We start from the raw sequence: 26,892 nt of genomic DNA on the forward strand, positions 1-26,892 counted from the left end.
GTCTCCGTCGAGCAGTGGGTGGTCGAGCAGACATGTCCGGGCCGAGCAGGTAGGGCGGGAAGTTCCCTACCCGCCGGAGACTAACCGCGCTGCCTGTGGTTGTCGACGGCGGCCCCGCGCTCCCACCCTGTACCGTGACGTGGTGATCCGCCGAGCCCTCGCCCGCGCCTTCTGGGCGACCAGCCGGTGGCGGCTGCGCTCGCAGCCGTACGACACGAGCCGGCCCACGCTCCTCGTCGGCGCCCCGCACACGTCGAACTGGGACTTCGTGCTCATGCTCGCGATCGCGTGGAGCACCGGCATCCACGTGCGCTGGCTGGGCAAGCACACGCTGTTCGCCGGTCCCGCGGGCCCGGTCATGCGCGCGCTGGGCGGCATCCCCGTCGACCGGCGCGACCCGAGCCGGGTCGTGGCGGACGTCGTCGGCCGCCTCCAGGCGGGCGAGGTCTTCTCGCTCGTCGTCACGCCCGAGGGCACGCGCGGCGCCGGGTCGTACTGGAAGTCGGGGTTCTACCGGATCGCGCGCGAGGCGCACCTGCCGGTCACGCTCGGCTACGTGGACCGCACCACGATGACGACGGGCCTCGGCCCGTCGATCGACCTCACCGGTGACGTCCGCGCCGACATGGACGTCGTGCGCGCGTTCTACGCCGACAAGTCCGGCCTCCGGCCCGCGCTGCGCACCGAGCCGCGGCTGCGCGAGGAGGACGCGCCCGCCTGACGGGCCGCGACCCCGGCACGCGCTCTCGCGCGCGCCCCCACGCCCGGGTCCGTGGGTCGTCCGACGCCCTCGTTCTCGGACGCTCGTCCAGCTCGGGCCGCCGTCTCGTCCGGCGTCCCGGCGCCCTACGTAGTCCCCACACTTTTCACCCGCCGGACGGATGCCCGAGGCACGTCGCGAGGGGGTCGCGGACCCCGGTCCAGCCGCACGAAGACGCCCTCCGCAGGACGTCGCGTACGGGACATCCCGTACTCCGGAGCGGCCCTGCGTAGGCGTTGGAGCCTCGTCCTCCACCTGCTTACGGTCCCCCTCGTCACGGTCGACGGTGCGGGCTCCGCACGACGTCGGCCCTCCCCGACCTAGGAAGCGAGTCCCCCGATGAAGCGACTCCGCGCGGCGCTCCTCGCCGCCGTCGTGGGCGCGACCGCGATCATCGCCCCGATCGCGATCGCCCCCAGCGCCTCGGCGCACGGCTGGATCACCTCTCCCCCCAGCCGGCAGGACAACTGCGCGAAGGGCACCACGTCCTTCGACTGCGGTTCCATCAAGTACGAGCCGCAGTCCGTCGAGGCCCCCAAGGGCTCGATGAAGTGCTCCGGCGGCAGCGGCTACGCGATCCTCGACGACGCGAGCAAGCCCTGGCCCCGCACGACCACGGGCCGCGACGTGACGTTCCAGTGGAACCTCACGGCGAACCACGCCACGAGCGTGTGGGAGTACTTCGTCGACGGCCAGCTCTTCGCGACGTTCGACGGCGGCGGCGTCCAGCCCCCCAAGAACATCTCGCACACCCTCAAGGGCCTGCCGCTCGGCAACCACACGATCCTCGCGCGCTGGAACGTGTCGAACACGGTCAACGCGTTCTACAACTGCGTGGACCTGACCGTCACGGCCGACGGCACCAACCCCGGCGGGGGCACGCCCGATCCGGGCACCCCGGGCGGCGGCACCCCCGGCGGCGGCACGCCGGGCACCTGCGCGGACCCGGCGTGGGCCGCGACGTCGACCTACACGGGCGGCGCGAAGGTCTCCTACGCGGGCAACGTGTACGAGGCGAAGTGGTGGACGCAGAACAACGTCCCGGGCTCCGAGGCATGGGGTCCGTGGAAGCTGATCGGCGCCTGCTGACCTGCTGAACCCCGCGACGGCGGGTGGTCTCGTCCGACGGGCGAGACCACCCGCCGTCGTGCGTCGCCGACCCGGCGACGAGGGCGCGCCCGGCGCGCGTACGCGGAAGCACGTACGGGCTTTGCCCAATTGTCCGGCTCTCCGCGCGTTTCGTAGCGTCGAGGTGCCCGATCCGAGAAGCGGCCCGCGAGGAAGCGCGCCGCAGGACCCATGCACCACCGGATGGAGAGCGAGACATCTCATGCGAAGACTGAGAGCGGTACTCCTGGCAGCCGTCGTCGGCGCGGTCGCGATCATCGCGCCCGTGGCCGTCGCGCCGAGCGCGAGCGCCCACGGCTGGATCACGTCGCCGCCGAGCCGGCAGGACCACTGCGCGAAGGGCACGACGTCCTTCGACTGCGGCTCGATCAAGTACGAGCCCCAGTCCGTCGAGGCGCCCAAGGGCTCGATGCAGTGTTCGGGCGGCAGCGGCTTCAGCATCCTCGACGACTCGAGCAAGCCCTGGCCCCGCACGCAGACCGGCACGTCGGTCACGTTCCAGTGGAAGCTCACCGCGGCGCACAACACGAGCACGTGGGAGTACTTCGTCGACGGCGTGCTGTTCAAGACGTTCAACCAGAACGGCGCGCAGCCGCCCAGCAACATCTCCCACACCCTGACGGGCCTGCCCGAGGGCAACCACACGATCCTCGCGCGCTGGAACGTGTCGAACACGGTCAACGCGTTCTACAACTGCGTCGACCTGAAGATCGGCAGCGGCGGGACCGACCCGGGCAACCCCGGGAACCCCGGCAACCCCGGGAACCCGGGCAACCCCGGCACGTGCACGGCTCCCGCCTGGTCGGCGAGCGCCGCCTACGTCGGCGGGGCGAACGTCTCCTACTCCGGCCGCAACTACCAGGCCAAGTGGTGGACGACGGGCGAGAACCCGTCGCAGAGCGGCCAGTGGGGCGTCTGGAAGGACCTCGGAGCCTGCTGACCTGCTGATCCCGGGAGCGATCCCGGGAGCGATCCCGACAGCACTGCCGACGGCCGGCGGACGCGTGCTCGCACGCGACCGCCGGCCGTCCTGCGCGTCGGGCGGGCTGGGCGCACGAGGCGCGGTCGCGCGGGTCGGCGGCAGCCCGAGGTCAGCCCCGGCCCCGCAGCCGGTCGAGGTCGCGGCGCTCGCGCTTCGTGGGGCGCCCGGCACCGCGGTCCCGGACGGCGACGCGCACGGTCAGCTCGCGCGGCGGCGGGGGCGGGCTCTGGTCGTCGACGGCCGTCGCGGCGAGGGTCGCGGACACGCGCTTCACGAGCACCTTCTCGACGACGAGGATCCGCTCGACCGGACCGCCCCGCACGACGACGCGGTCCTTCACCTTCACGCTCGTCGCGGGCTTCGCGCGCTCGCCGTTGACGCGCACGTGCCCCGCCTTCACGGCGGCCGTCGCCTGCGAGCGGCTCTTGAACACGCGGACGGCCCACAGCCAGCTGTCGACGCGCGCGCTCGTCGCCTCGGTCGTCACCACCCTCCGAGCCTACGAGACCGCGCAGGGCGCGGTGCCGGCGGGGTGGCCGCACCCCGGCAGACCGCCGTCGGCGTGCGAGGTCCGGGCGCCCGTGCCACGGTGGTGTCAGGTCATTCGGGGCAAGAGTCCTTTTGGCCGGATCTGTCCCTACGGGAAACGGAGCGTGACATGGGCATCATCGGCTGGATCCTCATCGGCCTCATCATGGGTGCCATCGCCCGCGCGATCGTGCCGGGCAAGCAGAAGGGCGGCTGGATCGTCACCCTCCTGCTGGGCATCGTGGGCGCCCTGCTCGGCGGGTTCATCGCCTCGGCGGTGTTCGGCACCGACGTCAACGAGGAGTTCTTCGACCTCGGCACGTGGGGCTTCGCGCTCATCGGCTCCATCATCGTGGTGTTCATCTGGTCCTGGTTCACCAACCGCAAGCGCGCCTGACGGCGTCGGCCGCACCGGCGGCCCGCTTCCCCGGACGGCCCGGTCCCCTCAGGGACCGGGCCGTCCGTGCGTCCCCGGGCGTATTGCCGTGGACGCGCCGCCCGTGCGCCGGACACGCTGGACCCATGAGCGCCGTCGCCCCTCCCGTCCCGGACGTCTCCCTCCCGCGCGGGTACACGCTCGTCGAGGCCCCGCACCCCGCGTCGCTCGACGCTCCCGAGGCGTGGGCCTACCTCGCCGTCGCGGACGTCGGCCGCGAGCACGAGCTCGAGGTGCACGGCTACGACGACCTCGCGCTGCCGCCCCGCGAGATCTTCACGGGCATGGCCCACCAGGAGTACTCCACGAAGCGCCGGTTCGTCGTCGTGCGCTCCCCCGCGGCGGCCGCGTGGCACGGGCAGGGCGTCCCGCCCGCGGTGGCGGACGTCGTCGCGCACCTCTTCATGACCCGCCCGGTCACGAGCAACGAGCACCTGGGCGAGTCCTACGTCGTCGTGCGTCCCGCCGAGCGCGGCCGCGGCATCGGGGGCGCGCTGCTCGCGCTCGGCGAGCGGCTGAACCTCGACGCGGGGCGCACCGTGCTCTTCTCGGACACGAACCACGGCGAGGAGCCGCCGCCCGGTCCCGGCACGCTCGAGGCCACGACGGGCGCCGGCCGGGTTCCCGCGGACGCGCCCGGACCGCGCTTCCTGCGTGCCCACGGGTACGTGCTCGAGCAGGTCGAGCGGCACTCGGTGCTCGACCTCCCGGTCGCGCCCGCGGTCCTCGACGCGCACCGCGAGGACGCCCGGGCCACGGCGGGCAGCGACTACCGCCTGCACACCTGGACCGACGAGGTCCCGGAGGCCTGGGCCGACCAGGTGGCGGTCCTCTTCACGCGCATGAGCACCGACGCGCCCACGGGCGGCGTCGACTACGGCGAGGACCCGTGGGACGCGCGGCGCGTGCGGACGTGGGTGCAGCAGCAGGCGGAGAACGACGACGCGTTCCTCGTGTGCGCCGCGGAGCACGTGCCGTCGGGCACGCTCGCGGCGTTCACCGTGCTCGTCCACCCGCGCGGCCGGGAGGACTTCGCGATCCAGGAGGACACGCTCGTGCTGCGCGAGCACCGCGGGCGCCGCCTCGGGATGCTCGTCAAGGTCGCCAACCTCGACGCGCTCGCGGCGCAGCGCCCCGGCGCCCGGCGCGTCCACACGTGGAACGCGCAGGAGAACGACCACATGCTCGCGATCAACGTCGCCCTCGGCTTCCGCCCCGCGGGCGTGTGGGCCGCGTGGCAGCGCCGGACGACGCCGGTGGGCGCCGAGTGAGCGCAGGACCGACCACCCCCACGACCCGCGACGGGCGCGTGCGCATCGAGCCCGTCCCCGGGCGCCTCGACGCGCCCGACGCGTGGGCCGTCCACGGCACGGTCCGGGTGGGCGACGCGATCGACCGCGCGATCCACGGCCACACCGACCTCGCGCTCGACGCCGCGACGGTCGCGTCCACCGTCGCCAGCGCCGGCTACCGCCGCGTGCTGCGGTGGGTCGCGGTGCTCGACGACGCCCCGCACGGCACGACGCCTCGGCCCGAGGACGTCGTCGGCCGGTCGATGGTGGCGCTCCCGCAGCAGGGCAACACGCACACGGCGCTCGTCTACGTCGGCGTGGACCCGGCGCACCGGCGCCGCGGCGTCGGCGCGGCGCTGTGGGAGGCGGCGCTCGACGTCGTGCGCGCCGAGGGGCGGCGCGTGGTCCAGTCCGACTCGTCCTTCGCGCCGGAGCCGCCGCCCGGCCCGGGTGCGATCGAGGCGCCCACGGGCAGCGGGCGCGTCCCGGCGCACGACGACGCCACGACCTTCGCGCTGCACCGCGGCTTCACGCTCGAGCAGGTGATGCGGCACTCCGTGCTCACGCTCCCGGTGCCGCCCGCCGTGCTCGACCCGCTGCGAGAAGCGGCGACGGCGCGGGCCGTCGGGTACCGCCTGCACGTGTGGACGGACGACGTCCCCGAGGAGTGGCTCGCGCAGCTCGCGGTGCTCGAGACGCGCATGAGCACCGACGCCCCGAGCGGGGGCCTCGACCTCGCGGAGGACCCGTGGGACGCGGAGCGCGTCCGGACCTTCTCCCGGGAGATCCGCGACCGGGGCCGCGGCTACGTCGTCGCCGCGGCGGAGGACACGGCGACGGGCACGCTCGCCGCGTTCTCGATGGTCGCGTACCCCCTCGACCGGGCCGAGGTCGTGTTCCAGGAGGACACGCTCGTGCTGCGCGAGCACCGCGGGCGCAGCCTGGGCCTGCTCGTCAAGGTCGCCGTGCTCGACGAGCTGGCGCGCGCCCGGCCGTCGTCGCGTCGCGTGCACACGTGGAACGCCGAGGAGAACCGGCACATGCTCGCGATCAACGTCGCGCTGGGCTTCGCGCCCACGGGCGTCGAGGCGGAGTGGCAGCTCGTGCTCGACGCACCGGACCGCGGCAGCGCGCCCTGACCCCGGGGGCCGCCGCGGCCCGACCGCTCAGCGGATGCCGTCGAGGAAGCGGATCACCCGCTCGGTGACGAGCGCGGCGGCCTCCGGCTCGTACGACGGCAGGCTCGGGTCCGTGAAGAGGTGGCGGTCGCCGGGGTAGACGAACAGCTCGGCGTCGGGCGTGGACTCCACGAGCTCGCGCGCGGCGTCGAGGTCGCCCTCGCCCGCGAACGACGGGTCCGCGTCCATGCCGTGCACCTGGACGGGCACGGCGTCGGGCCAGGCGTCGCCGAACTCGGAGACGGGCACGCACGCCTCGAGCAGCACCGCGCCCTTGGCGCCCGGCTGCGTCTGGGCGAGCATCTGGGCCGGGAGGACGCCGAGGGAGACCCCGGCGTACACGACACCGAGGTCGTAGCCGTCCACGGCCCCCCGGGCGCGCTCCAGCACGGTCCCGAAACCGAGCTCCTGCACGTGGGCCATGCCCTCGTCGAGGGTCGCGAACGTGCGCCCCTCGAAGAGGTCCGGCGTGTGCACGACGTTCCCCGCGCCGCGCAGCGTCTCCGCGAGCGTCCGCACGCCCTCCGTCAGTCCCTGCACGTGGTGGAACAGCACGACCTCCGCCATGGTCCCTCCTCCGATCGTCGCTCGTGGGCCGTGCGACGGCGTCGCCGCCCGGTGCGCGCCCGACGGCGCACGACCCCCATCGTCGCGCGGCCCGCCCCCACGCGCCCGGGGTCCAGGGACCTGCGAACGCCGTTCGTCAGGCCGCCGGACCATGGACCGCGGGACGGTCGGGGTGGGCGAGGGCCGACGTCGGTCAGTAGTTTGGTGGTCATGACCTCGCAGCCCGTGCCGCCCCCGATCGACCCCACCACCACGCCGTCCTGGACCGCGCTGACCGTGCACCGCGACACCGTGGAGCCGGACCTGCGCACCTGGTTCGCGGCCGACGCGGACCGCGCGCGCCGCCTCACGCACCAGGCGGCCGACCTCACGGTCGACCTGTCGAAGAACCTCGTCACCGACGAGACGCTCGAGCTGCTCGTGCGCCTCGCCGAGGAGGTCCACCTCGACGACCGCCTCGAGGCGATGTTCACGGGCGAGCACATCAACGTCACGGAGGACCGCGCCGTCCTGCACACCGCCCTGCGCCGGCCGACCCCGCTGGGCGACGACGAGCACCTCGTCGTCGACGGGCAGGACGTCGACGCGGACGTGCACGCCGAGCTCGCGAAGGTCTACGCGTTCGCGGACAAGGTCCGCTCGGGCGAGTGGACGGGCGTCACGGGCGAGCGCGTGCGCACGGTCGTGAACATCGGCATCGGCGGCTCCGACCTCGGACCGGTCATGGCGTACGAGGCGCTGCTGCCGTACAAGCACCAGGACATCGAGGTCCGGTTCGTCTCGAACATCGACCCGACGGACGTCGCGGAGAAGACGGCGGGCCTCGACCCGCGCACCACGCTGTTCATCGTCGCGTCGAAGACGTTCGGCACGCTCGAGACCCTGACCAACGCGCGCCTGGCGCGCGACTGGCTGTGGACGGAGCTCGCGGCGGTCGGCGCGATCGAGGACACGGACGAGTCCCGGCAGGCCGCCGTCGCGCAGCACTTCGTCGCGGTCTCGACCGCGCTCGACAAGGTCGCGGCGTTCGGGATCGACCCGGCGAACGCGTTCGGGTTCTGGGACTGGGTCGGCGGGCGCTACTCCGTCGACTCCGCGATCGGCACGTCGCTCGCGATCGCGATCGGCCCGGACCGGTTCGCCGAGCTGCTCGCGGGCTTCCACGCGATCGACGAGCACGTGCGCCGCACGCCGTTCGAGCGCAACGTCCCGGTCCTCATGGGGCTGCTCAACGTCTGGTACGTGAACTTCCTCGACGCGCACACGCACGCCGTGCTCCCGTACGCGCAGTACCTGCACCGCTTCCCGGCCTACCTCCAGCAGCTCACCATGGAGTCGAACGGCAAGCGCGTGCGCTGGGACGGCTCCCCGGTCACGACGGAGACCGGCGAGATCTTCTGGGGCGAGCCCGGCACGAACGGCCAGCACGCGTTCTACCAGCTCATCCACCAGGGCACCCGCCTCATCCCGGCCGACTTCATCGCGGTCGCGAACCCCGCCCACCCCCTCGTCGACGCGGTGGGCGACGGCGGCGCGGTCCAGCCCGGCGCGGACGTGCACGGCCTGTTCCTCGCGAACTTCTTCGCCCAGACCAAGGCGCTCGCGTTCGGCAAGACGGCGGACGAGGTCCGTGCCGAGGGCACCGCGGAGCACCTCGTGAGCGCCCGCACGTTCCCGGGCAACCGCCCGACGACGTCGATCCTCGCTCCCGCGCTCACGCCGTCGGTCCTGGGCCAGCTCATCGCGCTCTACGAGCACATCACGTTCGTGCAGGGCGTCGTGTGGGGCATCGACAGCTTCGACCAGTGGGGCGTCGAGCTCGGCAAGAAGCTCGCGCTCGAGATCGCGCCGGCCGTCGCGGGCGACGAGGACGCCCTCGCGGCGCAGGACCCGAGCACCGCGGCCCTCATCGACCGTTACCTCGACCTGCGCAGCTAGCCCGCGCCCCGCCCGGGCACGGGGACGACCGTGCTCGGGCGGCTCGCGGGGGGGCCGGTCGTGCGCACGGAGGCGGGCCGAGCGCCTCCGCGGACCGCGTCCCGCGGTGTGTCGTCCGCCTCACGGCGGGGACGTGTCGCGAGGTCGTGGCGTCGTGCGCGCGACCGCGCGTCCACAGCCGCGCTGCGAGCGCCCGCGCCCTGCGTACACTGGCGGGCGCGCGACCGCCGCGAGCCCGTTCGGCGTCGCTCTCACCGTGGAAGGAACCCCGATGGCCGACGCCGCCACCCCCGAGACTCTTGCTCGGACCCTGATCGAGCACGCGGACGCCGTGCGCAGCGCGTGGCTGGAGGCTGCAGCGAACGAGCTCCACGGCCGCACCTCGCGGGGCGAGCTCGAGCGCGAGCAGGGCGAGATCCTCGACGCGCTCCTCGAGGGCCTGCGCGCCGGCGGCGTCTCGCTCGCCGAGCCGGCGTTCGACCAGCTCCGGGGCATCCTCGCGGACGTGTCGTCCGCCCGCGCGCGCCTCGGCTTCACGCCGCGCGAGACCGCGATCGGCGTGTTCGCGCTCAAGGAGGGCCTGTACCGGCTCGACTCCGCGACCGGTGCCGACACGGACGCCACCCCGCTGCTGCGCCTCGTCGACCAGCTCGGGCTCTTCACGTTCGAGACGTTCGCGGCCGCGCGCGAGGCGATCATCGCCGAGCAGGCCGAGCAGCTGCTCGAGCTCTCCACGCCCGTGGTCAAGCTCTGGGAGGGCATCGTCGCGGTGCCGCTCGTGGGGACGCTCGACTCCGCGCGCACCCAGGTCGTCATGGAGAAGCTGCTCAACACGCTCGTCGACACGGGCAGCGAGCACGCGATCATCGACATCACGGGCGTGCCCGCGGTGGACACCCAGGTCGCGCAGCACCTGCTCAAGACGGTCGTCGCGGCGCGCCTCATGGGCGCCGAGTGCACGATCAGCGGCATCCGCCCGCAGATCGCGCAGACGATCGTCGCGCTCGGCATCGAGTTCGGCGACATCCGCACGCGGGCGACCCTCGCCGACGCGCTCGTCGACGCGCTGCGCGCGAGCCGCGACACCCGGCAGGCCGGGCTCCCCGCATGACCGACGGCGTCCCCATCCTCAAGATCGGCTCGACGCTCCTCGTCTCGATCCAGATCGACCTCCAGGACGACACGGCGCTGCAGCTCCAGGAGGACCTCGCCCAGCGGATCACCGACACCGGTGCGCGCGGCGTGATCATCGACATCTCCGGGCTGGAGATCGTCGACTCGTTCATCGGCCGCATGCTCGCGTCCGTCGCGGGGATATCGCACGTGCTCGACGCGACGACGGTCGTCGTGGGCATGCGCCCGGCCGTCGCCATCACCATGGTCGAGCTCGGCCTGTCGCTCGGCGACGTCCGCACCGCGCTGGACGTCGAGCGCGGCCTCGCGCTCCTCGCCCCCGAGGAGCGGTCCGCCGAGGACGTGCTCCTCGCCGCCGCCGAGCGCGAGGAGAGGTGACCACGACCACCCCGCCGCCGACGACCGCGGAGCGCGTGCCGGTCCGCACGGACTCCGACGTCGTCAAGGTGCGCCAGCTCGTGCGGTCGCTCGCGCAGCAGGCACGCCTCTCGCTCGTCGACCAGACGAAGCTCGTGACGGCGGCGAGCGAGCTCGCGCGCAACACCCTCGTGTACGGGGGCGGTGGCGAGGCCGAGGTGCAGCTCGTCACGGAGGGGGCGCGGACGGGCGTCCGCGCCGTCTTCTCGGACGAGGGGCCGGGCATCCCCGACCTCGACCTCGCGCTCACCGACGGCTGGACCAGCGGCGGCGGGCTCGGGCTCGGGCTCTCGGGGTCACGACGCCTCGTCCAGCACTTCGCGATCGACACCGCGCCGGGAGCGGGCACGCGCGTCGAGATCGCGACCTGGTCCCGATGACCTCGGCGGAGCCGGACCGCCCGGACGACCGCCGCACGCTCGTCGAGGACGGGACCTGGTACACCGTGGACCACCCGTCCGCGGTCGGCAGCGTGCGTCGCGGCGCGAGCACCGCCGCGCGGAACCTCGGCCTCGACGACGAGCGCGCGGCGGAGGTCGGGCTCGTCGTCTCCGAGCTCGCGACCAACCAGTGCCGCCACGCCGGGGGCGGCGCGGTGCTCGTCCGCGTGCGGCGCACCGGCGCCGAGGCCGCGCTCGACGTGCTCGCCGTCGACGCCGGGCCCGGCATGCGGGACATCACCGCGGCGATGCGCGACGGCGTCTCGAGCCGCGGCACGCTCGGCATCGGCCTCGGCACCCTCCCCCGCCTCGCGTCGGCGTGGGACGCGTGGACGTCGCCCGGCCAGGGGACGGTCATCGCGGCGACGTTCGTCGCCCACGGCGCGACCACCGACCTCGCGGCGCCCACGGGTGTGACCCGCCCCATGACCGGGCAGGACGTGTGCGGCGACGCCCTCGCGGTGCGCCACGACGACGGCGTGCCCAGCCTCCTCGTCGCCGACGGGCTCGGCCACGGCCCGCTCGCCGCGGTGGCCTCCGGCGCTGCCGTGCGGGCCTTCCTCGACGCGCCGCCCGGGAGCGCGGTCGCGCTCCTCGAGCGCGTGCACGGCGCCCTCGGCGGCACGCGCGGCGCAGCCGTCTCGGTGGTCCAGGCGGCGGGCGGCGTGCTACGGCACGCAGGCCTCGGCAACATCGCCGGGACCGTCCACGGGGCGCGCTCGCGCGGGCTCGTGAGCCACCCCGGCATCGCCGGGACGCGCGGCCGGCCGCTGCGCGAGACGACGTACCCCGTCGAGCCGGGCGACGTCGTCGTGCTGCACAGCGACGGCCTGACGGCCCGGTGGTCGCTCGCCGACTACCCGGGCCTCGCGGCCCGCTCCCCCCTCGTCGTCGCGGGCGTCCTGCTGCGCGACCACGCCGTGCGCCGCGACGACTCGTGCGTGGCGGTGCTGCCGATCGCCCGGGAGGCCGCGTGAGCACCACCCTCCTCATCACCCAGCTGCGCTCGGACTCCGACGTGCTCGCGCTGCGCCGGGCCGGGCGGGAGATCTGCCGCCTGCTCGGCCTCGACACGCAGGACCAGGTGCGCGTCGCGACGGCGCTGTCCGAGATCGGGCGGTCCGCGGTCGGTTCCGGCACGGCCGACGTCGTCGTGGGCGTCCTGCCCGGGCTGCCGCAGGCCACGCTGCGCGCCGAGATCGTCGCGGGGACGCCGTTCCTCGTCGAGGGCGACTCGAGCGACGGCGGCGTCCCGGCCGCCCGACGGCTCGTCCCCGGCCTCCAGGTCGACCCGACGGGCACGCGCGTGCTGCTCACCAAGGCGCTGCCCGCCACCGCGCGCACGGACGAGGCGACGCTCGCGGGCGTGCGCCGCTCCACCGCCGCCGCGCACGTCGCCGACGCGAGCGACGAGGTGCGCGTGCAGAACGCCGAGCTCGTGCGGACGCTCGACGAGCTGACGCGCCAGCAGGACGAGCTCCGGCGCTTCAACGAGGAGCTGGAAGAGACGAACCGCGGCGTCCTCGCGATGTACGACCAGCTGTCGGCGGAGCTCGAGGAGACCAACACCGGCGTCGTCGCGCTGTACGCCGAGCTCGACGAGCGCGGGCGCGAGCTCGCCGCCGCGAACGAGGCGAAGACCCGCTTCCTGCGGAACGTCAGCCACGAGCTGCGCTCGCCCGTGAACTCGATCATCGGCCTCACCTCGCTCCTGGCGGACTCCCACCTCGACGCCGACCAGACGCAGCAGGTCGGGTTCCTGCGCGAGAGCGCGACGACGCTGCTCACGCTCGTCGACGAGCTGCTCGACCTGGCGCGCGCCGAGGCGGGCCACGACGACGTCGAGCCCACGCCCGTCGACCTCGGGGCGCTGCTCGACGAGCTGCGCGGCACGACCCTGCCGCTCGTGCGGTCCGGCGTCTCCCTGCGGGTCGCGGCCGAGCCGGGCCTCACGCTCGTCACCGACCGCCGGCTGCTGTCCCGCGTGCTGCGCAACCTGCTGACGAACGCGGTGAAGTTCACGGACGAGGGCGAGGTCGTGCTGCGGGCCGCGGCCGACGGGGACGCCGTGCGGTTCGACGTGCGCGACACGGGTCTCGGGATCCCGGCCGACCAGCTGGAGGCCGTGTTCGAGGAGTTCGTCCAGGTGCCCAACCGCCTCCAGCCGACCGTCCGCGGCACGGGCCTCGGCCTGCCGTACGCGCGCCGCACGTCGGAGGCGCTGGGCGGCACGCTCGTCGCGACGTCGCGCCCGGGCGCCGGGAGCGTGTTCACGCTGCGCCTCCCGTCGCTCACGGCGGCATCCGAGGACGCCCCCGCCGCCACACGCCCGGAGCCCGAGGAGGCCCCCGCGCGCGACACCCCGCTCGGGCACGTGCTCGTCGTCGACGACGACCGGGCCTACGCGTCGGTCGTCGCCTCGATGCTCCGCGACGCCGCGTCGCGCGTCAGCGTCGCGCACGACGCCACGCACGCGCTCGCCCTCCTGCACGACGGCCCGGCCGACGTCGCGCTCCTCGACGTGTGCCTGCCCGGCACGGACGGCCTCGCGCTGCGGTCGCGGATCCGCGACGTGCACCCGGGCACGGCGGCCGTGCTCATGTCGAGCGCACCGCCGCCGTCCGGCATCGGCGACGTGCCGTTCCTCGCCAAGTCCGAGATCGACCGCGACCGCCTCGTGGCGGCCCTGGGACGCGAGGTGCGCAGCCGATGAACGCCGACCGCACCGTGCTCGTCGTCGACGACACGCCCGCGCACCGGTACGTCATGGCGAGCTGGCTGCGGCGGGCCGGGTTCGGCGTCGTCGAGGCCGGGACCGGCCGCGACGCGCTCGCGCACGCCACGACCCCGGTCGACGCCGTCGTGCTCGACGTGAACCTGCCGGACCTCTCGGGCCGCGAGGTGTGCCGGATCCTCAAGAGCGACCCCGCGACCGCGCACCTGCCGGTGCTGCACGTCTCCGCGACCGACGTCGACGCCGCCGCGCGCACCGCCGGGCTGGAGGGCGGCGCGGACGCCTACCTGCCCGAGCCGCTCGACCGCGACGAGTTCCTCGCGACGATCAGCGCGCTGTGCCGACGCGTCGACGCCCAGCGTGGCGCCGGGCGCACCGCCCGCCGCCTGGAGGCGCTCACCGACGCGCTCGTCCCCCTGCACGAAGCGCGCTCCCCCGAGGCCGTCGCCGACCACGCCGCCCGGGGCGCGTGCGCCGTCCTCGGTCGCGCCGTGATCTCGATGGTCGTCGCGGACGCCGGGGTCGTGCTGCGCTCCGTCTGCGCCGCGGAGGGTGCCGCGCTCGTCCGCGGGCGTGGTCCGACGGCGGTCCTCCCGCCGACCGGGGCGTCGACCGCCGTGTTCGGCCCGGACGAGGTCCCCCTCCCCTGGCGGCCGCTCTTCGGCGAGGCGGGCGTCGGGCCGTCGGCGTGGTTCACGCACTGGCTCGTCGACGCGTCGGGGGCGCTCGTCGGCGGCCTGGGCATCGAGGTCGGCGACGAGCCGCTGTCCGACGAGGAGCAGGAGGCCGCCGCGCGCTTCACGGAGGCCGCGACGGTCGCGCTGTCGAACCTGCGCACGTTCACCGAGGAGCACCGGATCGCGCTCGCGCTCCAGCGCGCGCTCCTGCCGTCGGGGCTGCAGGTGAGCGGCGGCGTCGAGGTCGTGGCGCGTTACGACGCGTCGGACGCCCGGCTGGACGTCGGCGGCGACTTCTACGACGCGTTCGACCTCCCGGACGGGCGCGTGGCCGTCGTCATCGGCGACGTCCAGGGGCACTCGCTGCGCGCGGCGACCGTGATGGCGGAGGTACGGGTCACGCTGCGCGCCTACCTGCGCGAGGGCCACGACGCGGCGTCCGCCCTGGACCTGCTCAACGCGGCGCTGCGCGAGGACCACCCCGAGTTCGCGACCGTGTGCGTGTGCGTGCTCGACCCCCGGACCGGTGCCCTCGAGCTGACGGACGCCGGCCACCTGCCCGCGCTCCTCGTGCGCGCCGACGGCACGGTCGACCGGGCCAAGGCGGGCTCGCGCCTGCTGGGCGTGCCGAGCCCGCGGTCCCGCCCCGCGCACCACGACGTGCTCGCCCCCGGCGACCTCCTCGTGCTCGTGACCGACGGTCTCGTCGAGCGCCGCGGGGCGTCGCTCGTGGACGCGCTGGACCGGCTGGCCGAGGTCGCCGGGCGGAGCGCCGGCGCGAGCCCGGCGCTCCTGTGCGAGCGCGTCGTCGCCGCGTTCGACGACCCGGGCCGCGAGGACGACGTCGCGGTGGTCGCCGTCACGCGTCACGCGTCGCCGGACGGCACCTTGTCCTTGACGTCGTCGTAGCCGACGTCCCCGGGGATCTCGCCCGGGGCGTAGACGAGCCGCACGACGCCCGTGGGGAACGTCTCCGAGCGCAGGAGCGTCAGCGGGTAGACGGGCTCGCCCTCGTCGAACAGCCGCTCGCCCGTGCGCGCCGCGACGGGGTGGACGAGCAGGCGCAGCTCGTCGAGCAGCCCGGCCGCAAGGAGCTGGCGGACCACCGAGATCGACCCGGGGACGAGCACCTTGCCGAGGCCCGGCTCCTCCTTGAGGGCGCGGACCGCGTCGACGAGGTCGCCGTCGACCCGCTCGACGTGCCGCCACCCGAGGTCCTGGTCGCCGCGCGTCGCGACGATCTTGCGCAGGTCCCCGAGGCGCGCGGCGAACTCCGCGTCCTCGTCCCCGGCGGTCTCCCGCTCGGGCCACGCGCCGGCGAAGCTGTCGTACGTGACGCGCCCGAGGAGGAGCGCGTCGACGTCCCGGTAGTCCTCGTCCACCGCCGCGGCCATGTGGTCGTCGAAGTAGGGGAAGTGCCACGCCGGGTCGATCTCGGCGACGCCGTCGAGCGAGAGGAACAGGGTGGACACGAGCGTCGCGGTCATGAGCGGCCTTCCGGTCTGGGGAGATCGACGAGGGGCAGACCGTAGGGACCCATGGAACTCATCGCCCGACGCCGAACGCATCCCCAGCGCCCGCCCAACACGGGGTCAGCGACCAGATCCGGCGGACAACGGTCGCCGACCCCGTGTTCGACGGGGCGGGGGTGGGGCGGGGCGGCGAGGTGGGGGCGCGGGTCAGCGGCGCAGGCCCAGGGTCAGGGTGGCGCCCACCGTCAGGTGCTCGACGACGAGCAGGGCCACCGCACCGGGCGTCACCGCACCGAGCGGGCCGAGCAGGGAGACGAGCAGCACGACGCCGCACGTCACGAGCCAGGCACGCCGGCCACCCGAGGGCAGGCGGCCGAGCAGCGCGCGCACGCCCCACCCGGCGTACCCGACGACGAGCGTCACGACGACCGCCGCCACGACGCCGACCGTCTGCGTCCCGGTCGCGGTGCGCACCGCGGGGTCGACGCCGAGCGCCGTCCCGACGAGCAGCACGACGGCGGCGACGACCGCCGCGGCGGGCGGGACGAGCCAGCGCGGGCCGCGCCGCGTCGTCCGCCCGTCCGGCACGGACGCGCGGGGGTGGCCCGGGACGTGCGAGGTGGCGTCCGAGGCGCTGCTCGACGTGCTCCGTGTCGTGGACATGACGTTCCTCCTTCGTCGCGCGGCGGGGCCGCCTCTCGTGCGGCCGGGGCCGCGGTCGGCGGGTGCCGACGTCCCCACGCTCGCGGCCCGAGCGCCCGCCTCGCGTCGGCCGGAGGGCGGCGGCCGGGCCGACCGGCGTCGGGCCTCGACCCTCCTGCCGGACGGCGACCCCCGACCTTGGTCGGTGGTCGGCCGCGCACCGGCCGCCTAGCGTCCGGAGCATGACCACCACCGACTGCCCTCCCCTCGCCGGGCGCCCCGTCCTCGCGACGGCCGCCGCGCGCCGCGACGGCACGCGCCCGCTCGTCCCCGGGTGGGTGGTCGCGCTGGCCTGGCTCGCCGTCGCGGTGCTCACGGCGCTCGCGACCGCCGGGGTCGTCGCGCAGGACGACGCCGGCGCAGCCCCGTGGCTCGACGTCGCCGTCGCGGTCCTCGCCCTCGCGGCGCTGCCCCTGCTGTGGTCGCGGACCCCGCGCGACGCCCCGGTGGTCGGCGCGCTGGTCCTCGCCTCGCTCGCGGCGTACTCGGGCGCCGCGACCCCGGCCTCGACCGTCGCGACCCTGCAGGTCGCGCGCTGGTACCCGCTGCGCACCGCGCTCCCGGTCGCGGTCGCCGGGTTCCTCGGCCACGCCGTGCAGGCGCTGTGGCGGCCGCAGGCCCTGCCGCTCGGCTGGTGGCTCCTGTGCGACCTCGCCGTGCACGCCGCCCTGCTCGGCTGGGGCCAGTACGCGCAGGCGCGCGACCAGCTGCTGTGGTCGCTGCGGGACCGCGCCCGCCGCGCCGAGCGCGAGCAGGAGCGCCGCGTCACCGAGGCGCGCGTCGCCGAGCGCACCCGGATCGCGCGCGAGATGCACGACACCCTCGCGCACCGGCTCTCGCTCCTCGCCGCCACGGCGGGCGCGCTGGAGTACCGGCCGGACGCCGACCCGGAGCGGCTCGCCCGTGCCGCGGGCCTGGTGCGCGCGGGGGTGAGCTCCGCGCTCGACGACCTGCGCGACGTCGTGCGGGTGCTGCGCGCCGAGCCCGGGCCCGGCGGTGCCGACGCGCTGTCGCCGCAGCCCACGCTCGACGACGTCGAGCGGCTCGTCGTCGAGGCGCGCGACGCGGGCGGCGAGGTGACCTACGAGCGGACGGGGTCCGCGGAGGTCCCGCCGACGGTCGCGGTCGCGGCCTTCCGCGTCGCGCAGGAGGGGCTGACGAACGCCCGGCGGCACGCGCCGGGCGGCCCGGTGACGCTCCGCGTCGTGGCCCGGGCGGGCGAGGTCCGGGTCACGGTGTCCGACGGCGGCCCGCGCCGCGTCCCCGTCGGCGCCGGCGGCGGTGTCGGCCCGGAAGGTGGCGGCGTCGGTGACCGAGCGGGCGGCGGCACCGGCACCGGGCTGGTCGGGCTGCGGGAGCGCGTCGACCTGCTCGGCGGGACCCTCGGCGCCGGGGCGCGGGACGCGGGGTTCGTGCTCGACGTCCGGCTACCGTGGGCCGCGTGACGGAGCAGGGTGGGCGCGCGGGCGCCCCGCGCGGGAGCGACCACCACGACGACGGGCCGGTCCCCCCGGACACCGCGCGCACCCGCCTGGTGATCGTCGACGACGACGCGCTGGTCCGCGCCGGGCTCCACCTCATGCTCGACGGCGCGCACGGCATCGAGGTCGTCGGCGAGGCCGCCGACGGCGCGGAGGTGGCGGCCGTGCTCGACGCCCACCCGACCGACGTCGTGCTCATGGACCTGCGCATGCCGCGCGTCGACGGGATCGAGGCCACGCGGCGCGTGCGGGCGCGACCGGACGCGCCGGCCGTCGTCGTGCTCACGACGTTCGACACGGACGAGGAGGTCGTCGGCGCCCTGCACGCCGGCGCGTCCGGCTACCTGCTCAAGGACATGCCGCCGGAGCGGATCGTCGCCGCCGTGCGCGCGGCCGCGACGGGCGAGCCCGTGCTGTCACCGGAGATCGCGCGGCGTCTCATGACGTCGGTCGCCGACGCGGGCGGCCAGCGCGAGCGGGCCCGGGCCGCGCTCGACGCGCTCACCGGGCGCGAGCGCGACGTCGCGGTCGAGCTCGGCCGCGGCGCGACGAACGCGGACATCGCCGCGCGCCTGTTCCTCAGCGTCCCGACGGTCAAGGCCCACGTGTCGAGCGTGCTGCTCAAGCTCGGGCTGGAGAACCGCACGCAGGTCGCGCTGCTCGTCCACGCCGCGGGCCTCGACTGACCGTCAGTCGCCGGGCCACTCCCCCGTCCAGCGCTCGAACGCGCGTGCCCCGCCGCGGTCGATGAGCGCCTTCACCACCGCGTAGACCGCACCCTGCAGGAGTGCCGCGAGCACGATCTCCTTGAGCGGGTACTCCGACTGCAGGGGTGTCGGGGCGTCCTTGCGGTGGCCGGGCGAGACCCGCTTGTAGATCTGCTTGAACACCTGCCCGGCGACGAGCCCGCCCACGACGGAGCTGACGATGCCGACGGGGCGGTACAGGATCTTCGCGGACTTGCTGCCGTTCTTCTCCGGGGGGTGGTCACCGGTCGTCACGTCGTCCATCCCCCGACGCTAGGTCGGCTGCGGCGCTCTCGCTCGTCGCACGGCCACGGGCGGCCCGCCGCGGACGTCAGGCCGGCACGACGGCGCACCCCGCCGGGTCGACGACGACCCGCACCCGGTCGCCCGGCTCGACGACCGACGGGGCGCCCGCGAGCGCCACCAGCCGGGCGGGCGCACCGCCGTCGGCGCCGGGCAGGTCGACGTCGACGGTCACCTCGACCGCGCCGCGGCGGAACACGCTCCCGACGACGGTCGCGTCCCACGCGTCGTCCGACGACGGCACGCCCTCGCCCGCGAGCCGCAGGCCGCGCGGACCGACCGCGAGCAGGTTCCCCGGCCCGTGCGGGACGAACGCCTGGTAGCCGAGGAACTCCGCGACGCGGCGCGACCCGGGCGCGCGCCAGAGGTCCTCGGGCGGCGCGACCTGGAGGAGCCGGCCCGCGTCCATGACGGCGACGCGGTCGGCGACGGTGAACGCCTCGTCGTGGTCGTGGGTGACGAAGACGGCCGTCGTGCCGGTGGCGCGCAGGGCCTCGCGCAGGTCGAGCGCGAGGCGCTCGCGCAGCCCCCGGTCGAGCGCGGAGAGGGGCTCGTCGAGCAGGAGCAGGCGGGGGCGCGGCGCGAGCGACCGCGCGAGCGCGACGCGCTGGCGCTCGCCCCCGCTGAGCGTCGCGACCGCGCGCCGCTCGTACCCGGCGAGCCCGACGACGTCGAGCAGCTCGGCCACGCGCGCGTCGCGCTCGGCGCGCGGCAGCCCCGCGATCCCGTAGGCGACGTTGCCCGCGACGTCGCGGTGCGGGAAGAGCTGGCCCTCCTGGAACATGAGCCCGAACCCGCGGCGGTGCACGGGGACGCCCGTGAGGTCGCGGCCGTCCCACGCCACGGAGCCCGCGGCGACCGGCTCGAGCCCCGCGACGGCGCGCAGCAGGCTCGACTTGCCGCAGCCGCTCGGCCCGAGCAGGGCGAGCACCTCGCCGGGCGCGACGTCGAGCGTGACGCCCGCGACCGCCGTCGTGCCGGGGTCGGTGCGCGCTCCCCCGGTGCCGCGCCCGCCGTACCGCACGACGACGTCGCGCACCGCGAGCCCGGCGGTCTCCCCGGTGCCGGGGCCGGGGCGCGACGGCTCCGGCGTGCCCGCGGGCGCGGGGGCGGGGTCGGTCTGCACCATCAGAACTCTCCTCCGGGTCGGTCGCCGCGCAACCGCTCGGCGAGCAGCATCACGGTCGCGGTGAGCAGCGCGAGCACGACGCTCGCCGCGAGCGCCATGCCGTAGTTCTCGGCGCCCGGGCGCCCGATGAGCCGGAAGATCACGACCGGCAGGGTCGCGCTGTCCGGGCGGGCGAGGAACGACGTCGCGCCGAACTCCCCGAGCGAGACGGCGAACGCGAACCCGACGGCGAGGCCGAGCGAGCGCGCGGCGATCGGGCCGTCGACCGTGCGGAACACGCGCCCGGGCGCGGCGCCGAGGGTCGCGGCGGCCTCGCGCAGGAGCGGGTCGATGGCGCGCAGCGTCGGCAGGACCGTGCGCACGACGAGCGGCGTCGCGACGACCGCCTGCGCGATCGGCACCAGCAGCCCCGACGTGCGCAGGTCGACGTCGAGGCCGAGCGGCCTGTCGAGCGTGACGAGGAACCCGAACCCGACCGTCACGGCGGAGACCCCGAGCGGGAGCATGAACACCGAGTCGAGCACCGAGATCGCGCGCCGACCCGCGCGCGAGCGCGGGCGCCGGGACACGACGAGCGCCACGAGTCCGCCGATCACGACGGCGAGCACGGTCGCGAGCGCGGCGGTGCGCAGCGAGTTGCCCGCCGCCTCCCACACGGTGACGGACAGGGCGTTGCGCCCGCCCGTGGTGCCGAGGTTCGCGTAGTTGTCGAGACCCCAGCCGCCGCCCGGGACGCGGAACGAGCGCACCACGAGCGTGCCGAGCGGGAGCCCGACGAGCACGACGACCACGGCCGCGGTGAGCGCGGCGGGCGCGAGGTCGCCCGTCGGGCGGCCGTCGCGCCACAGGCGCATGGGGTGCGCGGACGACGCCGAGGACGACAGGTTCAGGGCACGCTCGCGCCGGGCCCGCGTGCGGTTCGCGACCGAGAGCGCCGCCGCGACGACCACGAGCTGCACGACCGACAGCACCGCCGCGGTGCGCAGGTCGAGGAACTGGGTCGTTTGGATCCAGATCTCCGTCTCGATCGTCCCGTAGCGGATGCCGCCGAGCACGAGCACGACGCCGAACGCCGTCGCGCAGAAGAGGAAGACGATCGACGCGGCGCTCGTGATCGCGGGCGTGAGCGCCGGGAGCGTCACGGTGCGGAACGCGCGCCACGGCGTCGCGCCGAGGGCGCGCGCGGCCTGCTCGGCGCGCGGGTCGAGGTGCTCCCAGAGCCCGCCGACCGTGCGCACCACCACGGAGTAGTTGAAGAACACGAGCGCGACGACGATCGCCGCGAACGTCTCGTCGAGCCGCAGGAACCCGAGCGGGCCGCCCTGCACGAGCAGGGACCGGAACGCGACGCCGACGACGACGGTCGGCAGCACGAACGGGACCGTGACGAGCGCGCGCACGACCCGCCGCCCGGGGAACCGGCACCGGTACAGCACGTACGCACCGGGAACGCCGAGCAGCAGCGACAGCGCCGTGCCGAGCACGGCCTGCCAGAGCGTGAGGCCGACGATCCGCCACGTGCGGGGCTCGGAGAAGACCTCCGCGAACCCCGAGAGGTCGAGGCCGCCGTCGTCCCCGACGAACCCGCGCGCCACGAGCGTGACGACCGGCCACGCGAAGAACACCCCGAGGAACGCCAGCGGCACCGCCGCCGCCAGACCCCACAGCACCCCGCGCCCGACGCCGCCCCGCCGGACCCCCGGACCCCTCACCACGGCTCTCCCTCGCGCGACCACGGCTCTACCTCGGGAAACCACGGGTCTACCCCGCGCGACCACGGCTCTACCTCGCGAGGTAGAGCCGTGGTCGCTCGTGGGCCGGGGGTCAGTCGACGACCGTGGCCGTCCATGCCTTGATCCACTCGTCGCGGTGCGCCGAGACGTCGGCGGGCGCGACCTCGAAGGGCTCGTCGGCGAGCGGTGCGAACTCGGCCCAGCCGTCGGGCAGCGCGACGGAGTCGTCGGCCGGGTACATGTACATCTGGTCGGCGACGTCGGCCTGGAACCTCTCGCTCACGAGGAAGTCGAGGAGCTGCTGCGCGCCCTCGGGGTTCTTCGCGTTCGCGAGCACGCCCGCGTACTCGACCTGGCGGAAGCACGTGTCGAGCAGCGCACCCGTGGTCGACGCGGAGCCGTCCTGGGTGAGCGTGAACGCGGGCGACGTCGAGTACGACAGCACGAGCGGGCGCGGGCCGGCGCCCTCCGAGCCGGAGAAGTCGACGTAGTACGCGTCGGACCAGCCGTCGACGACCTTCACGCCGTTGGCGCGCAGGTCCGCCCAGTAGTCCTCCCAGCCGTCCTCGCCGAACGCCCCGACGGTCGCGAGGAGGAACGCGAGGCCCGGCGACGACGTCGCGGGGTTGGTCACGACGAGGAGGTCCCGGTACTCGGGCTTCGCCAGGTCCTCCAGCGTCACGGGCTCGGGGATCCCCGCGTCGGCGAACCACCCGTGGTCCACGTTGACGCACACGTCCCCGAGGTCGACGGCGGTGAGCTCGCCGCCGTCCCCGACCGCGTACGACGCGGCGGACTCCGAGACGTCGGCGGGCGTGTACGGCTCGAGGACGCCTTCGTCGATCGCGCGCGACGCGAAGGTGTTGTCGATCCCGAACACGACGTCGCCGAGGGGCGAGTCCTTCGTGAGGATCAGCTGGTTGACCAGCGCGCCCCCGTCGCCGGGCGCGACCTGCTCGACGGTGAGCCCGCTCTCCTCCTCGAACGCGGCAAGCACGTCGTCGCTCACCGCGAAGGAGTCGTGGGTCACCAGGGTGACCGTGCCCCCGCGGCCCGACGACGCGTCGTCGCCCCCGGCGCCGTCGCCCCCCGAGCAGGCCGCGAGGGCGAGGAGCGCGAGCGTCGCGCCCACGCCGGTCGCGAGGGCCCGGCCGCGGCGGGCGACGGTGGTCGTGTGCTGCATGTGTCCTCCCTGGACGTTCAGGAGGGGTCCACCGGCCCGACGGGCCGCGCGCCGGGTGGGCGCGACGGACCGCGCGAGCAGGTGATCGAGATTCCCGACTTCCTCCACCGGTGCTAACCGGATCAGGTTCGAGGGTCTGCGGTGGTCCGCACTCTCAGCTCCTCCAGGAGCTCCCCTGTCGTTCACCGCGAGCCTACACCGGCCCCTCACCCGGAGAGTCCCCTGAGAGAACCCTGAGCACCGGCGACCGCGGACCAGGGGCGGTTCGGGGCCCGCCCCCGATGCCGCGGGCACGCGCGCCGCGGGAGGGTCGGTACGGCCGCCGGGAGCCCCGGCGGCCACCACAGGACGGCGCCGCCCGGCGAGCCACGACGCTCCCGCGCAGCGGCACGACGAGAGGACGGACGAGGACGTGACGACGACAGGTGCGGCACAGCGGAGCACCCCGCGCGAGGGCCCGCCCACTGAGGGCGCTGAGGGCGCTCAGGGCGCTCAGGGCGCTCAGGGCGCTGCGCGACCCGCGATCGCGACCGCGCGCGGGCTGGTGAGGACGTACGGGCGCGGGGAGGCCGCGGTGCGTGCGCTCGACGGCGTGGACGTCGACCTCGAGCGGGGGCGCCTGACCGCGATCATGGGCCCGTCCGGCTCGGGCAAGTCGACACTCATGCACTGCCTCGCGGGGCTCGACTCTCCCACGGCGGGGACCGTCGTCGTCGACGGCGAGACGGTCTCCGCGATGAGCGAGCGGCGCCTGACGCGCCTGCGGCGCACGCGCCTGGGGTTCGTCTTCCAGTCGTTCAACCTCGTGCCGACGCTCACGGCGGAGGAGAACATCGTGCTGCCGCTCGCGATCGCCCGGCGGCCCGTCGACCGGGAGTGGTTCGACCGCGTGGTCGACGCCGTGGGCCTGCGCCCCCGGCTGGGGCACCGGCCCGCCGAGCTGTCGGGCGGGCAGCAGCAGCGGGTCGCGTGCGCGCGGGCGCTGGTGTCGCGACCCGCGATCGTGCTCGCGGACGAGCCGACGGGGAACCTCGACTCGCGCGCCGCCGCGGAGGTCCTGGGCTTCCTGCGCGCGTCCGTGGACGACCTCGGCCAGTCCGTCGCGATGGTCACGCACGACCCGACCGCGGCGTCGTACGCCCACCGGGTGCTCTTCCTCGCGGACGGCCGCCTCGTGACCGAGCTCCACGACCCCACGCCGCAGGCGGTCCTCGACACGCTGGGCTCCCTCACGCCCGCCGCGCCGGCCCCGGCGCACGCCACCCCGGCACCGGCGACGGCGGCCGCCCGATGATGGGCCGGATCGCGCTGCGCGGCGTGCGCGCGCACGGCGCGCAGCTCGTCCTCTCGGTCCTCGCGGTGACGATCGGCGTCGCGTTCGTGACCGGGACGTTCGCGCTGCGCGCGATGCTCGCCACCACGTTCGACGGCATCGTCGCCTCGTCGGTCCAGGCGGACGCGTACGTGCGCGGCGCGTCCCCCGCCGGGGACGCGCTCACGTCGGCGTCGGCCCAGGTCGGCGGTGCGCGCAGCCTCGTCCCGGCGGACCTGGCGCACGACCTCGGCGCACGCGACGACGTCGCGCTCGCGCTCCCCGAGATGAGCGGTCCCGCGGTGCTCGTGGGCGCGGACGGGACCGCGGTCCTCGGCAGCCAGGCGCCGAGCATCGGCGTCGCCTACGACCCCCGCGACCCCGGCCCCCAGGTGGTCGACGGCCGCGCACCCCGCGACGGCGGCGAGGTCGCGCTCGAGTCGGCGACGCTCGCGGCGTCGGGCCTCGCGGTGGGCGACACGACCGACGTCGTGCTGGGCGACGCCGTGCGGCCCGTGCGCGTGGTCGGCGAGGTCTCGCTGTCCGCGCCGATGGCGGGCGCGACGATCGTCCTGCTCGACGCCGGGACCGCCGCCGCGACGTACGCGCCCGACGGCCTCGTCCCGTCGGTCGCGCTCTACGCGGCCGACGGCGTCTCCCCCGAGGCGCTGCGGGACGCCGTCGCGACCGCGCTCCCGGCGGGCGCCGAGGCGCTGACAGGGGCGGAGCTGCGCGCCGAGACGAGCGAGGCGATCACCGACCAGCTCGGGTTCGTCTCGACGTTCCTGCTGGTGTTCGCCGCGCTCGCGCTGTTCGTCGGCACGTTCATCATCACCACCACGTTCTCGATGCACGTCCGACGCCGCACGCGCGAGCTCGCGCTCCTGCGCGCGGTGGGCGCGTCGCCCGGACAGGTGTTCGGCTCCGTGGTGGGGCAGGCGGCGGTCGTCGGGGCCGTGGGCGCGCTGCTCGGCGTCGGGGCCGGGTTCGGCCTCGCGGAGCTCGCCCGCAGCGGGCTCGGCGCCGTCGGCATGGAGCTCTCCGGCTCGCTGCCCGTCACGACCACGGGGGTCGCCGTCCCGCTCGTGGTCGGCGTCGTCGTGTCGGTGCTCGCCGCCGCCCTGCCCGCGCGGCACGCCGCGCTCGTGCGCCCGGTGGAGGCGATGCGCGCCGACGTCGTCCGGCCCACCGGGACGGGGCGGGCCCGCGCCGTCGCCGGGACCCTCGCGCTGCTCGCGGGCGTGGGGCTCGTCGTCGCGGCGGCCGTGGTCGGCAGCGGGGGCGCGCCCCTCCTCGGTCTCGGCGCGGCCGGCGTCGTCGCGGGGGTGCTCCTCCTCGCCCCGCTCGCGGTCGGCCCGGTGCTGACCGTCCTCGCCGCGCCGTTCGTCGCGCTGGTCCGCCCGCTCGGCGGCCTCGCGCGCGGCAACGTCACGCGCCAGCCGCGGCGGACCGCGGCCACCGCGGGCGCGCTCGTCGTCGGGATGGCGCTCGTCTCGACGACGTCCGTCCTCGCGCTGTCCACCCGCGTCTCCGTGCAGGACATCGTCGACCAGGAGACCGCGGCCGACCTCGTCGTCCGCTCGGCGATGCCTTACCTCCCCGACGGGGTCGCGCGCGACGTGAGCACGGTGCCCGGCGTCGCGGCGGTCGACGTCACGACGTACGGGCAGGTCGTCGTCGACGGCGAGCCCCAGCTCGTCGTCGGGTTCCCCGCCGACGGCTTCGGCCGCTCCGTGCGCACGACCGCGACCGAGGGCGACCTCGCCGCGTACGCGCGGGGCGAGGCCGCCGTCATGGCGGACGCGCTCGACGAGCACGGCTGGGCCCTGGGCGACGTCCTGACGCTCGCCGATCCGGCACGGCCCGACCTCCCGGCCCGGGAGGTGCGCATCGGCGCGGTGGTCGACTCGCACGCGTTCTCCGTCGACCTGCTCCTGCCGCCCGACGTGGCAGCCGCGGTCGGCGCGACGACGACGGAGATGCTGTTCCTCGACACCGAGCCCGGCGCCGACCTCGCGGCCGTGCGGGCCGCGGTGACCGACGCCGTCGCGCCGTACGTCGTCGCGTCCGTGCTCGACGCCGACGAGTTCGCCGCCGACGTCGCCGGCCAGGTCGAGTCGGTCCTCGCGATCGTGTACGCCCTGCTGGGGCTCTCCGTCCTCGTCGCCGTGCTGGGCATCGTCAACACGCTCGCGCTGTCCGTCGCAGAGCGGACGCGCGAGATCGGGCTGCTGCGGGCCGTCGGGCTCGGGCGGGCCCAGCTCGCGACGACGATCGTCATCGAGTCCGTGCTCGTCGCGGTGTTCGGCACGGCCGTCGGGCTCGCCGTGGGGACCGGCCTCGCCGCCGCGCTCCCGTCGGTGCTCGCGGACCAGGGCTTCACGACCCTCGCCGTGCCGTGGGCCCAGCTCGGCGCCATGCTCGTGCTCGCGGGCGTCGTGGGCGTCGTCGCCGCGGTGTGGCCCGCGGTGCGCGCCGCGCGCCTGCCCGTCCTGGACGCGGTGAGCCACGACTGAGCCGGGTGCGCGCGCCGGGCGACGCGTGGGCGGCGACTTCGCACTACGGTGGTCGTGCGAGCACGCCCGGCGCCGCCCGGCGCCCCGACCGACGGAGGAACCCC

At 75.6% G+C, this 26,892-nt stretch carries 25 protein-coding genes and 1 riboswitch; of the genes, 17 read left to right on the forward strand and 8 right to left on the reverse strand.

Going from position 1 to position 26,892, the window contains the following annotated elements; all coding sequences use genetic code 11:
- Window positions 1-139 precede the first annotated feature (139 nt).
- From RSE42_RS16705 to RSE42_RS16715, 3 genes are all read left to right on the forward strand, one after another.
- On the forward strand, window positions 140-721 hold the full coding sequence (locus RSE42_RS16705) for a 1-acyl-sn-glycerol-3-phosphate acyltransferase (RefSeq protein WP_081895778.1): 582 nt from the start codon (window positions 140-142) through the stop codon (window positions 719-721).
- A 378-nt stretch (window positions 722-1,099) separates the two neighbouring features.
- Window positions 1,100-1,849: a lytic polysaccharide monooxygenase gene (locus RSE42_RS16710; RefSeq protein ID WP_034651675.1), complete on the forward strand. Its 750-nt coding sequence runs from the start codon at window positions 1,100-1,102 to the stop codon at window positions 1,847-1,849.
- Between the two features lie 241 nt (window positions 1,850-2,090).
- On the forward strand, window positions 2,091-2,828 hold the full coding sequence (locus RSE42_RS16715; RefSeq protein WP_021483737.1) for a lytic polysaccharide monooxygenase: 738 nt from the start codon (window positions 2,091-2,093) through the stop codon (window positions 2,826-2,828).
- Window positions 2,829-2,979: 151 nt separating this feature from the next.
- On the opposite strand, the gene RSE42_RS16720 is transcribed toward RSE42_RS16715, so the two are convergent.
- Window positions 2,980-3,357 (reverse strand): RNA-binding S4 domain-containing protein, encoded by a 378-nt coding sequence (locus tag RSE42_RS16720; RefSeq protein ID WP_034651673.1) that lies wholly within the window; start codon window positions 3,355-3,357, stop codon window positions 2,980-2,982.
- A 171-nt stretch (window positions 3,358-3,528) separates the two neighbouring features.
- Between RSE42_RS16720 and RSE42_RS16725 the strand changes: the two genes are divergently transcribed.
- From RSE42_RS16725 to RSE42_RS16735, 3 genes are all read left to right on the forward strand, one after another.
- Complete coding sequence (locus RSE42_RS16725) at window positions 3,529-3,795, forward strand: GlsB/YeaQ/YmgE family stress response membrane protein (RefSeq protein ID WP_009865881.1); 267 nt, start codon at window positions 3,529-3,531, stop codon at window positions 3,793-3,795.
- Window positions 3,796-3,920: 125 nt separating this feature from the next.
- The gene (locus RSE42_RS16730; protein WP_415297227.1) at window positions 3,921-5,105 is read left to right on the forward strand and encodes a GNAT family N-acetyltransferase; all 1,185 of its coding nucleotides are present in this window, start codon (window positions 3,921-3,923) and stop codon (window positions 5,103-5,105) included.
- The gene (locus RSE42_RS16735) at window positions 5,102-6,265 is read left to right on the forward strand and encodes a GNAT family N-acetyltransferase (RefSeq protein ID WP_415297229.1); all 1,164 of its coding nucleotides are present in this window, start codon (window positions 5,102-5,104) and stop codon (window positions 6,263-6,265) included. The genes RSE42_RS16730 and RSE42_RS16735 overlap by 4 nt, the downstream gene beginning before the upstream one ends.
- Before the next feature lie 27 nt (window positions 6,266-6,292).
- On the opposite strand, the gene RSE42_RS16740 is transcribed toward RSE42_RS16735, so the two are convergent.
- A complete protein-coding gene (locus RSE42_RS16740) occupies window positions 6,293-6,871 on the reverse strand; it encodes a dienelactone hydrolase family protein (protein WP_021483513.1) in 579 nt (192 codons plus the stop codon).
- 210 nt (window positions 6,872-7,081) lie between these two features.
- Between RSE42_RS16740 and pgi the strand changes: the two genes are divergently transcribed.
- From pgi to RSE42_RS16775, 7 genes are all read left to right on the forward strand, one after another.
- Entirely contained in the window at window positions 7,082-8,809 is a 1,728-nt protein-coding gene (pgi, locus tag RSE42_RS16745) for a glucose-6-phosphate isomerase (RefSeq protein WP_144722060.1), read from the forward strand.
- Between the two features lie 271 nt (window positions 8,810-9,080).
- Window positions 9,081-9,920: an STAS domain-containing protein gene (locus tag RSE42_RS16750; protein ID WP_034651659.1), complete on the forward strand. Its 840-nt coding sequence runs from the start codon at window positions 9,081-9,083 to the stop codon at window positions 9,918-9,920.
- Window positions 9,917-10,321 carry an STAS domain-containing protein gene (locus RSE42_RS16755; RefSeq protein WP_021483159.1) on the forward strand — a complete coding sequence of 135 codons (405 nt, stop codon included), beginning with the start codon at window positions 9,917-9,919 and terminating at the stop codon, window positions 10,319-10,321. Before RSE42_RS16750 ends, RSE42_RS16755 begins: the two co-directional genes overlap by 4 nt.
- Complete coding sequence (locus tag RSE42_RS16760; RefSeq protein ID WP_076404441.1) at window positions 10,318-10,740, forward strand: anti-sigma regulatory factor; 423 nt, start codon at window positions 10,318-10,320, stop codon at window positions 10,738-10,740. The genes RSE42_RS16755 and RSE42_RS16760 overlap by 4 nt, the downstream gene beginning before the upstream one ends.
- Window positions 10,737-11,777 (forward strand): ATP-binding SpoIIE family protein phosphatase, encoded by a 1,041-nt coding sequence (locus tag RSE42_RS16765; RefSeq protein WP_415297232.1) that lies wholly within the window; start codon window positions 10,737-10,739, stop codon window positions 11,775-11,777. The genes RSE42_RS16760 and RSE42_RS16765 overlap by 4 nt, the downstream gene beginning before the upstream one ends.
- On the forward strand, window positions 11,774-13,513 hold the full coding sequence (locus tag RSE42_RS16770) for an ATP-binding protein (RefSeq protein ID WP_415297234.1): 1,740 nt from the start codon (window positions 11,774-11,776) through the stop codon (window positions 13,511-13,513). Before RSE42_RS16765 ends, RSE42_RS16770 begins: the two co-directional genes overlap by 4 nt.
- Window positions 13,510-15,120, forward strand: a complete 1,611-nt coding sequence (locus RSE42_RS16775) for a fused response regulator/phosphatase (protein WP_144722066.1) — start codon at window positions 13,510-13,512, stop codon at window positions 15,118-15,120. Before RSE42_RS16770 ends, RSE42_RS16775 begins: the two co-directional genes overlap by 4 nt.
- Here RSE42_RS16775 and RSE42_RS16780 read toward each other — a convergent pair.
- On the reverse strand, window positions 15,078-15,698 hold the full coding sequence (locus RSE42_RS16780; RefSeq protein ID WP_415297236.1) for a dihydrofolate reductase family protein: 621 nt from the start codon (window positions 15,696-15,698) through the stop codon (window positions 15,078-15,080). The two genes, RSE42_RS16775 and RSE42_RS16780, sit on opposite strands and share 43 nt — an antisense overlap.
- Before the next feature lie 192 nt (window positions 15,699-15,890).
- Entirely contained in the window at window positions 15,891-16,346 is a 456-nt protein-coding gene (locus RSE42_RS16785) for a DUF6069 family protein (protein WP_415297238.1), read from the reverse strand.
- Window positions 16,347-16,567: 221 nt separating this feature from the next.
- Between RSE42_RS16785 and RSE42_RS16790 the strand changes: the two genes are divergently transcribed.
- Window positions 16,568-17,830: a sensor histidine kinase gene (locus tag RSE42_RS16790; RefSeq protein WP_415297240.1), complete on the forward strand. Its 1,263-nt coding sequence runs from the start codon at window positions 16,568-16,570 to the stop codon at window positions 17,828-17,830.
- A gap of 89 nt (window positions 17,831-17,919) precedes the next feature.
- Entirely contained in the window at window positions 17,920-18,552 is a 633-nt protein-coding gene (locus RSE42_RS16795; RefSeq protein WP_206158440.1) for a response regulator, read from the forward strand.
- A gap of 3 nt (window positions 18,553-18,555) precedes the next feature.
- Here the strand turns inward: RSE42_RS16795 and RSE42_RS16800 are convergent, their stop codons facing one another.
- The 4 genes from RSE42_RS16800 to RSE42_RS16815 form a co-directional block, all read right to left on the reverse strand.
- The gene (locus RSE42_RS16800; protein ID WP_061267789.1) at window positions 18,556-18,876 is read right to left on the reverse strand and encodes a DUF4235 domain-containing protein; all 321 of its coding nucleotides are present in this window, start codon (window positions 18,874-18,876) and stop codon (window positions 18,556-18,558) included.
- 67 nt (window positions 18,877-18,943) lie between these two features.
- Window positions 18,944-20,041, reverse strand: a complete 1,098-nt coding sequence (locus tag RSE42_RS16805) for an ABC transporter ATP-binding protein (RefSeq protein WP_415298928.1) — start codon at window positions 20,039-20,041, stop codon at window positions 18,944-18,946.
- Window positions 20,042-20,043: 2 nt separating this feature from the next.
- On the reverse strand, window positions 20,044-21,759 hold the full coding sequence (locus RSE42_RS16810) for an ABC transporter permease (protein ID WP_415297242.1): 1,716 nt from the start codon (window positions 21,757-21,759) through the stop codon (window positions 20,044-20,046).
- 109 nt (window positions 21,760-21,868) lie between these two features.
- The gene (locus tag RSE42_RS16815) at window positions 21,869-22,960 is read right to left on the reverse strand and encodes a thiamine ABC transporter substrate-binding protein (protein WP_415297244.1); all 1,092 of its coding nucleotides are present in this window, start codon (window positions 22,958-22,960) and stop codon (window positions 21,869-21,871) included.
- Between the two features lie 82 nt (window positions 22,961-23,042).
- A riboswitch (TPP riboswitch) is annotated at window positions 23,043-23,147 on the reverse strand.
- Window positions 23,148-23,483: 336 nt separating this feature from the next.
- Here RSE42_RS16815 and RSE42_RS16820 point away from each other — a divergent pair.
- A complete protein-coding gene (locus RSE42_RS16820; protein ID WP_415298929.1) occupies window positions 23,484-24,254 on the forward strand; it encodes an ABC transporter ATP-binding protein in 771 nt (256 codons plus the stop codon).
- Window positions 24,251-26,788 (forward strand): ABC transporter permease, encoded by a 2,538-nt coding sequence (locus tag RSE42_RS16825; protein WP_415297246.1) that lies wholly within the window; start codon window positions 24,251-24,253, stop codon window positions 26,786-26,788. Before RSE42_RS16820 ends, RSE42_RS16825 begins: the two co-directional genes overlap by 4 nt.
- Window positions 26,789-26,892 lie beyond the last annotated feature (104 nt).

It is taken from the genome of Cellulosimicrobium sp. SJTW-1, assembly GCF_047716875.1.
In the GTDB taxonomy this organism is placed as follows: domain Bacteria; phylum Actinomycetota; class Actinomycetes; order Actinomycetales; family Cellulomonadaceae; genus Cellulosimicrobium; species Cellulosimicrobium funkei.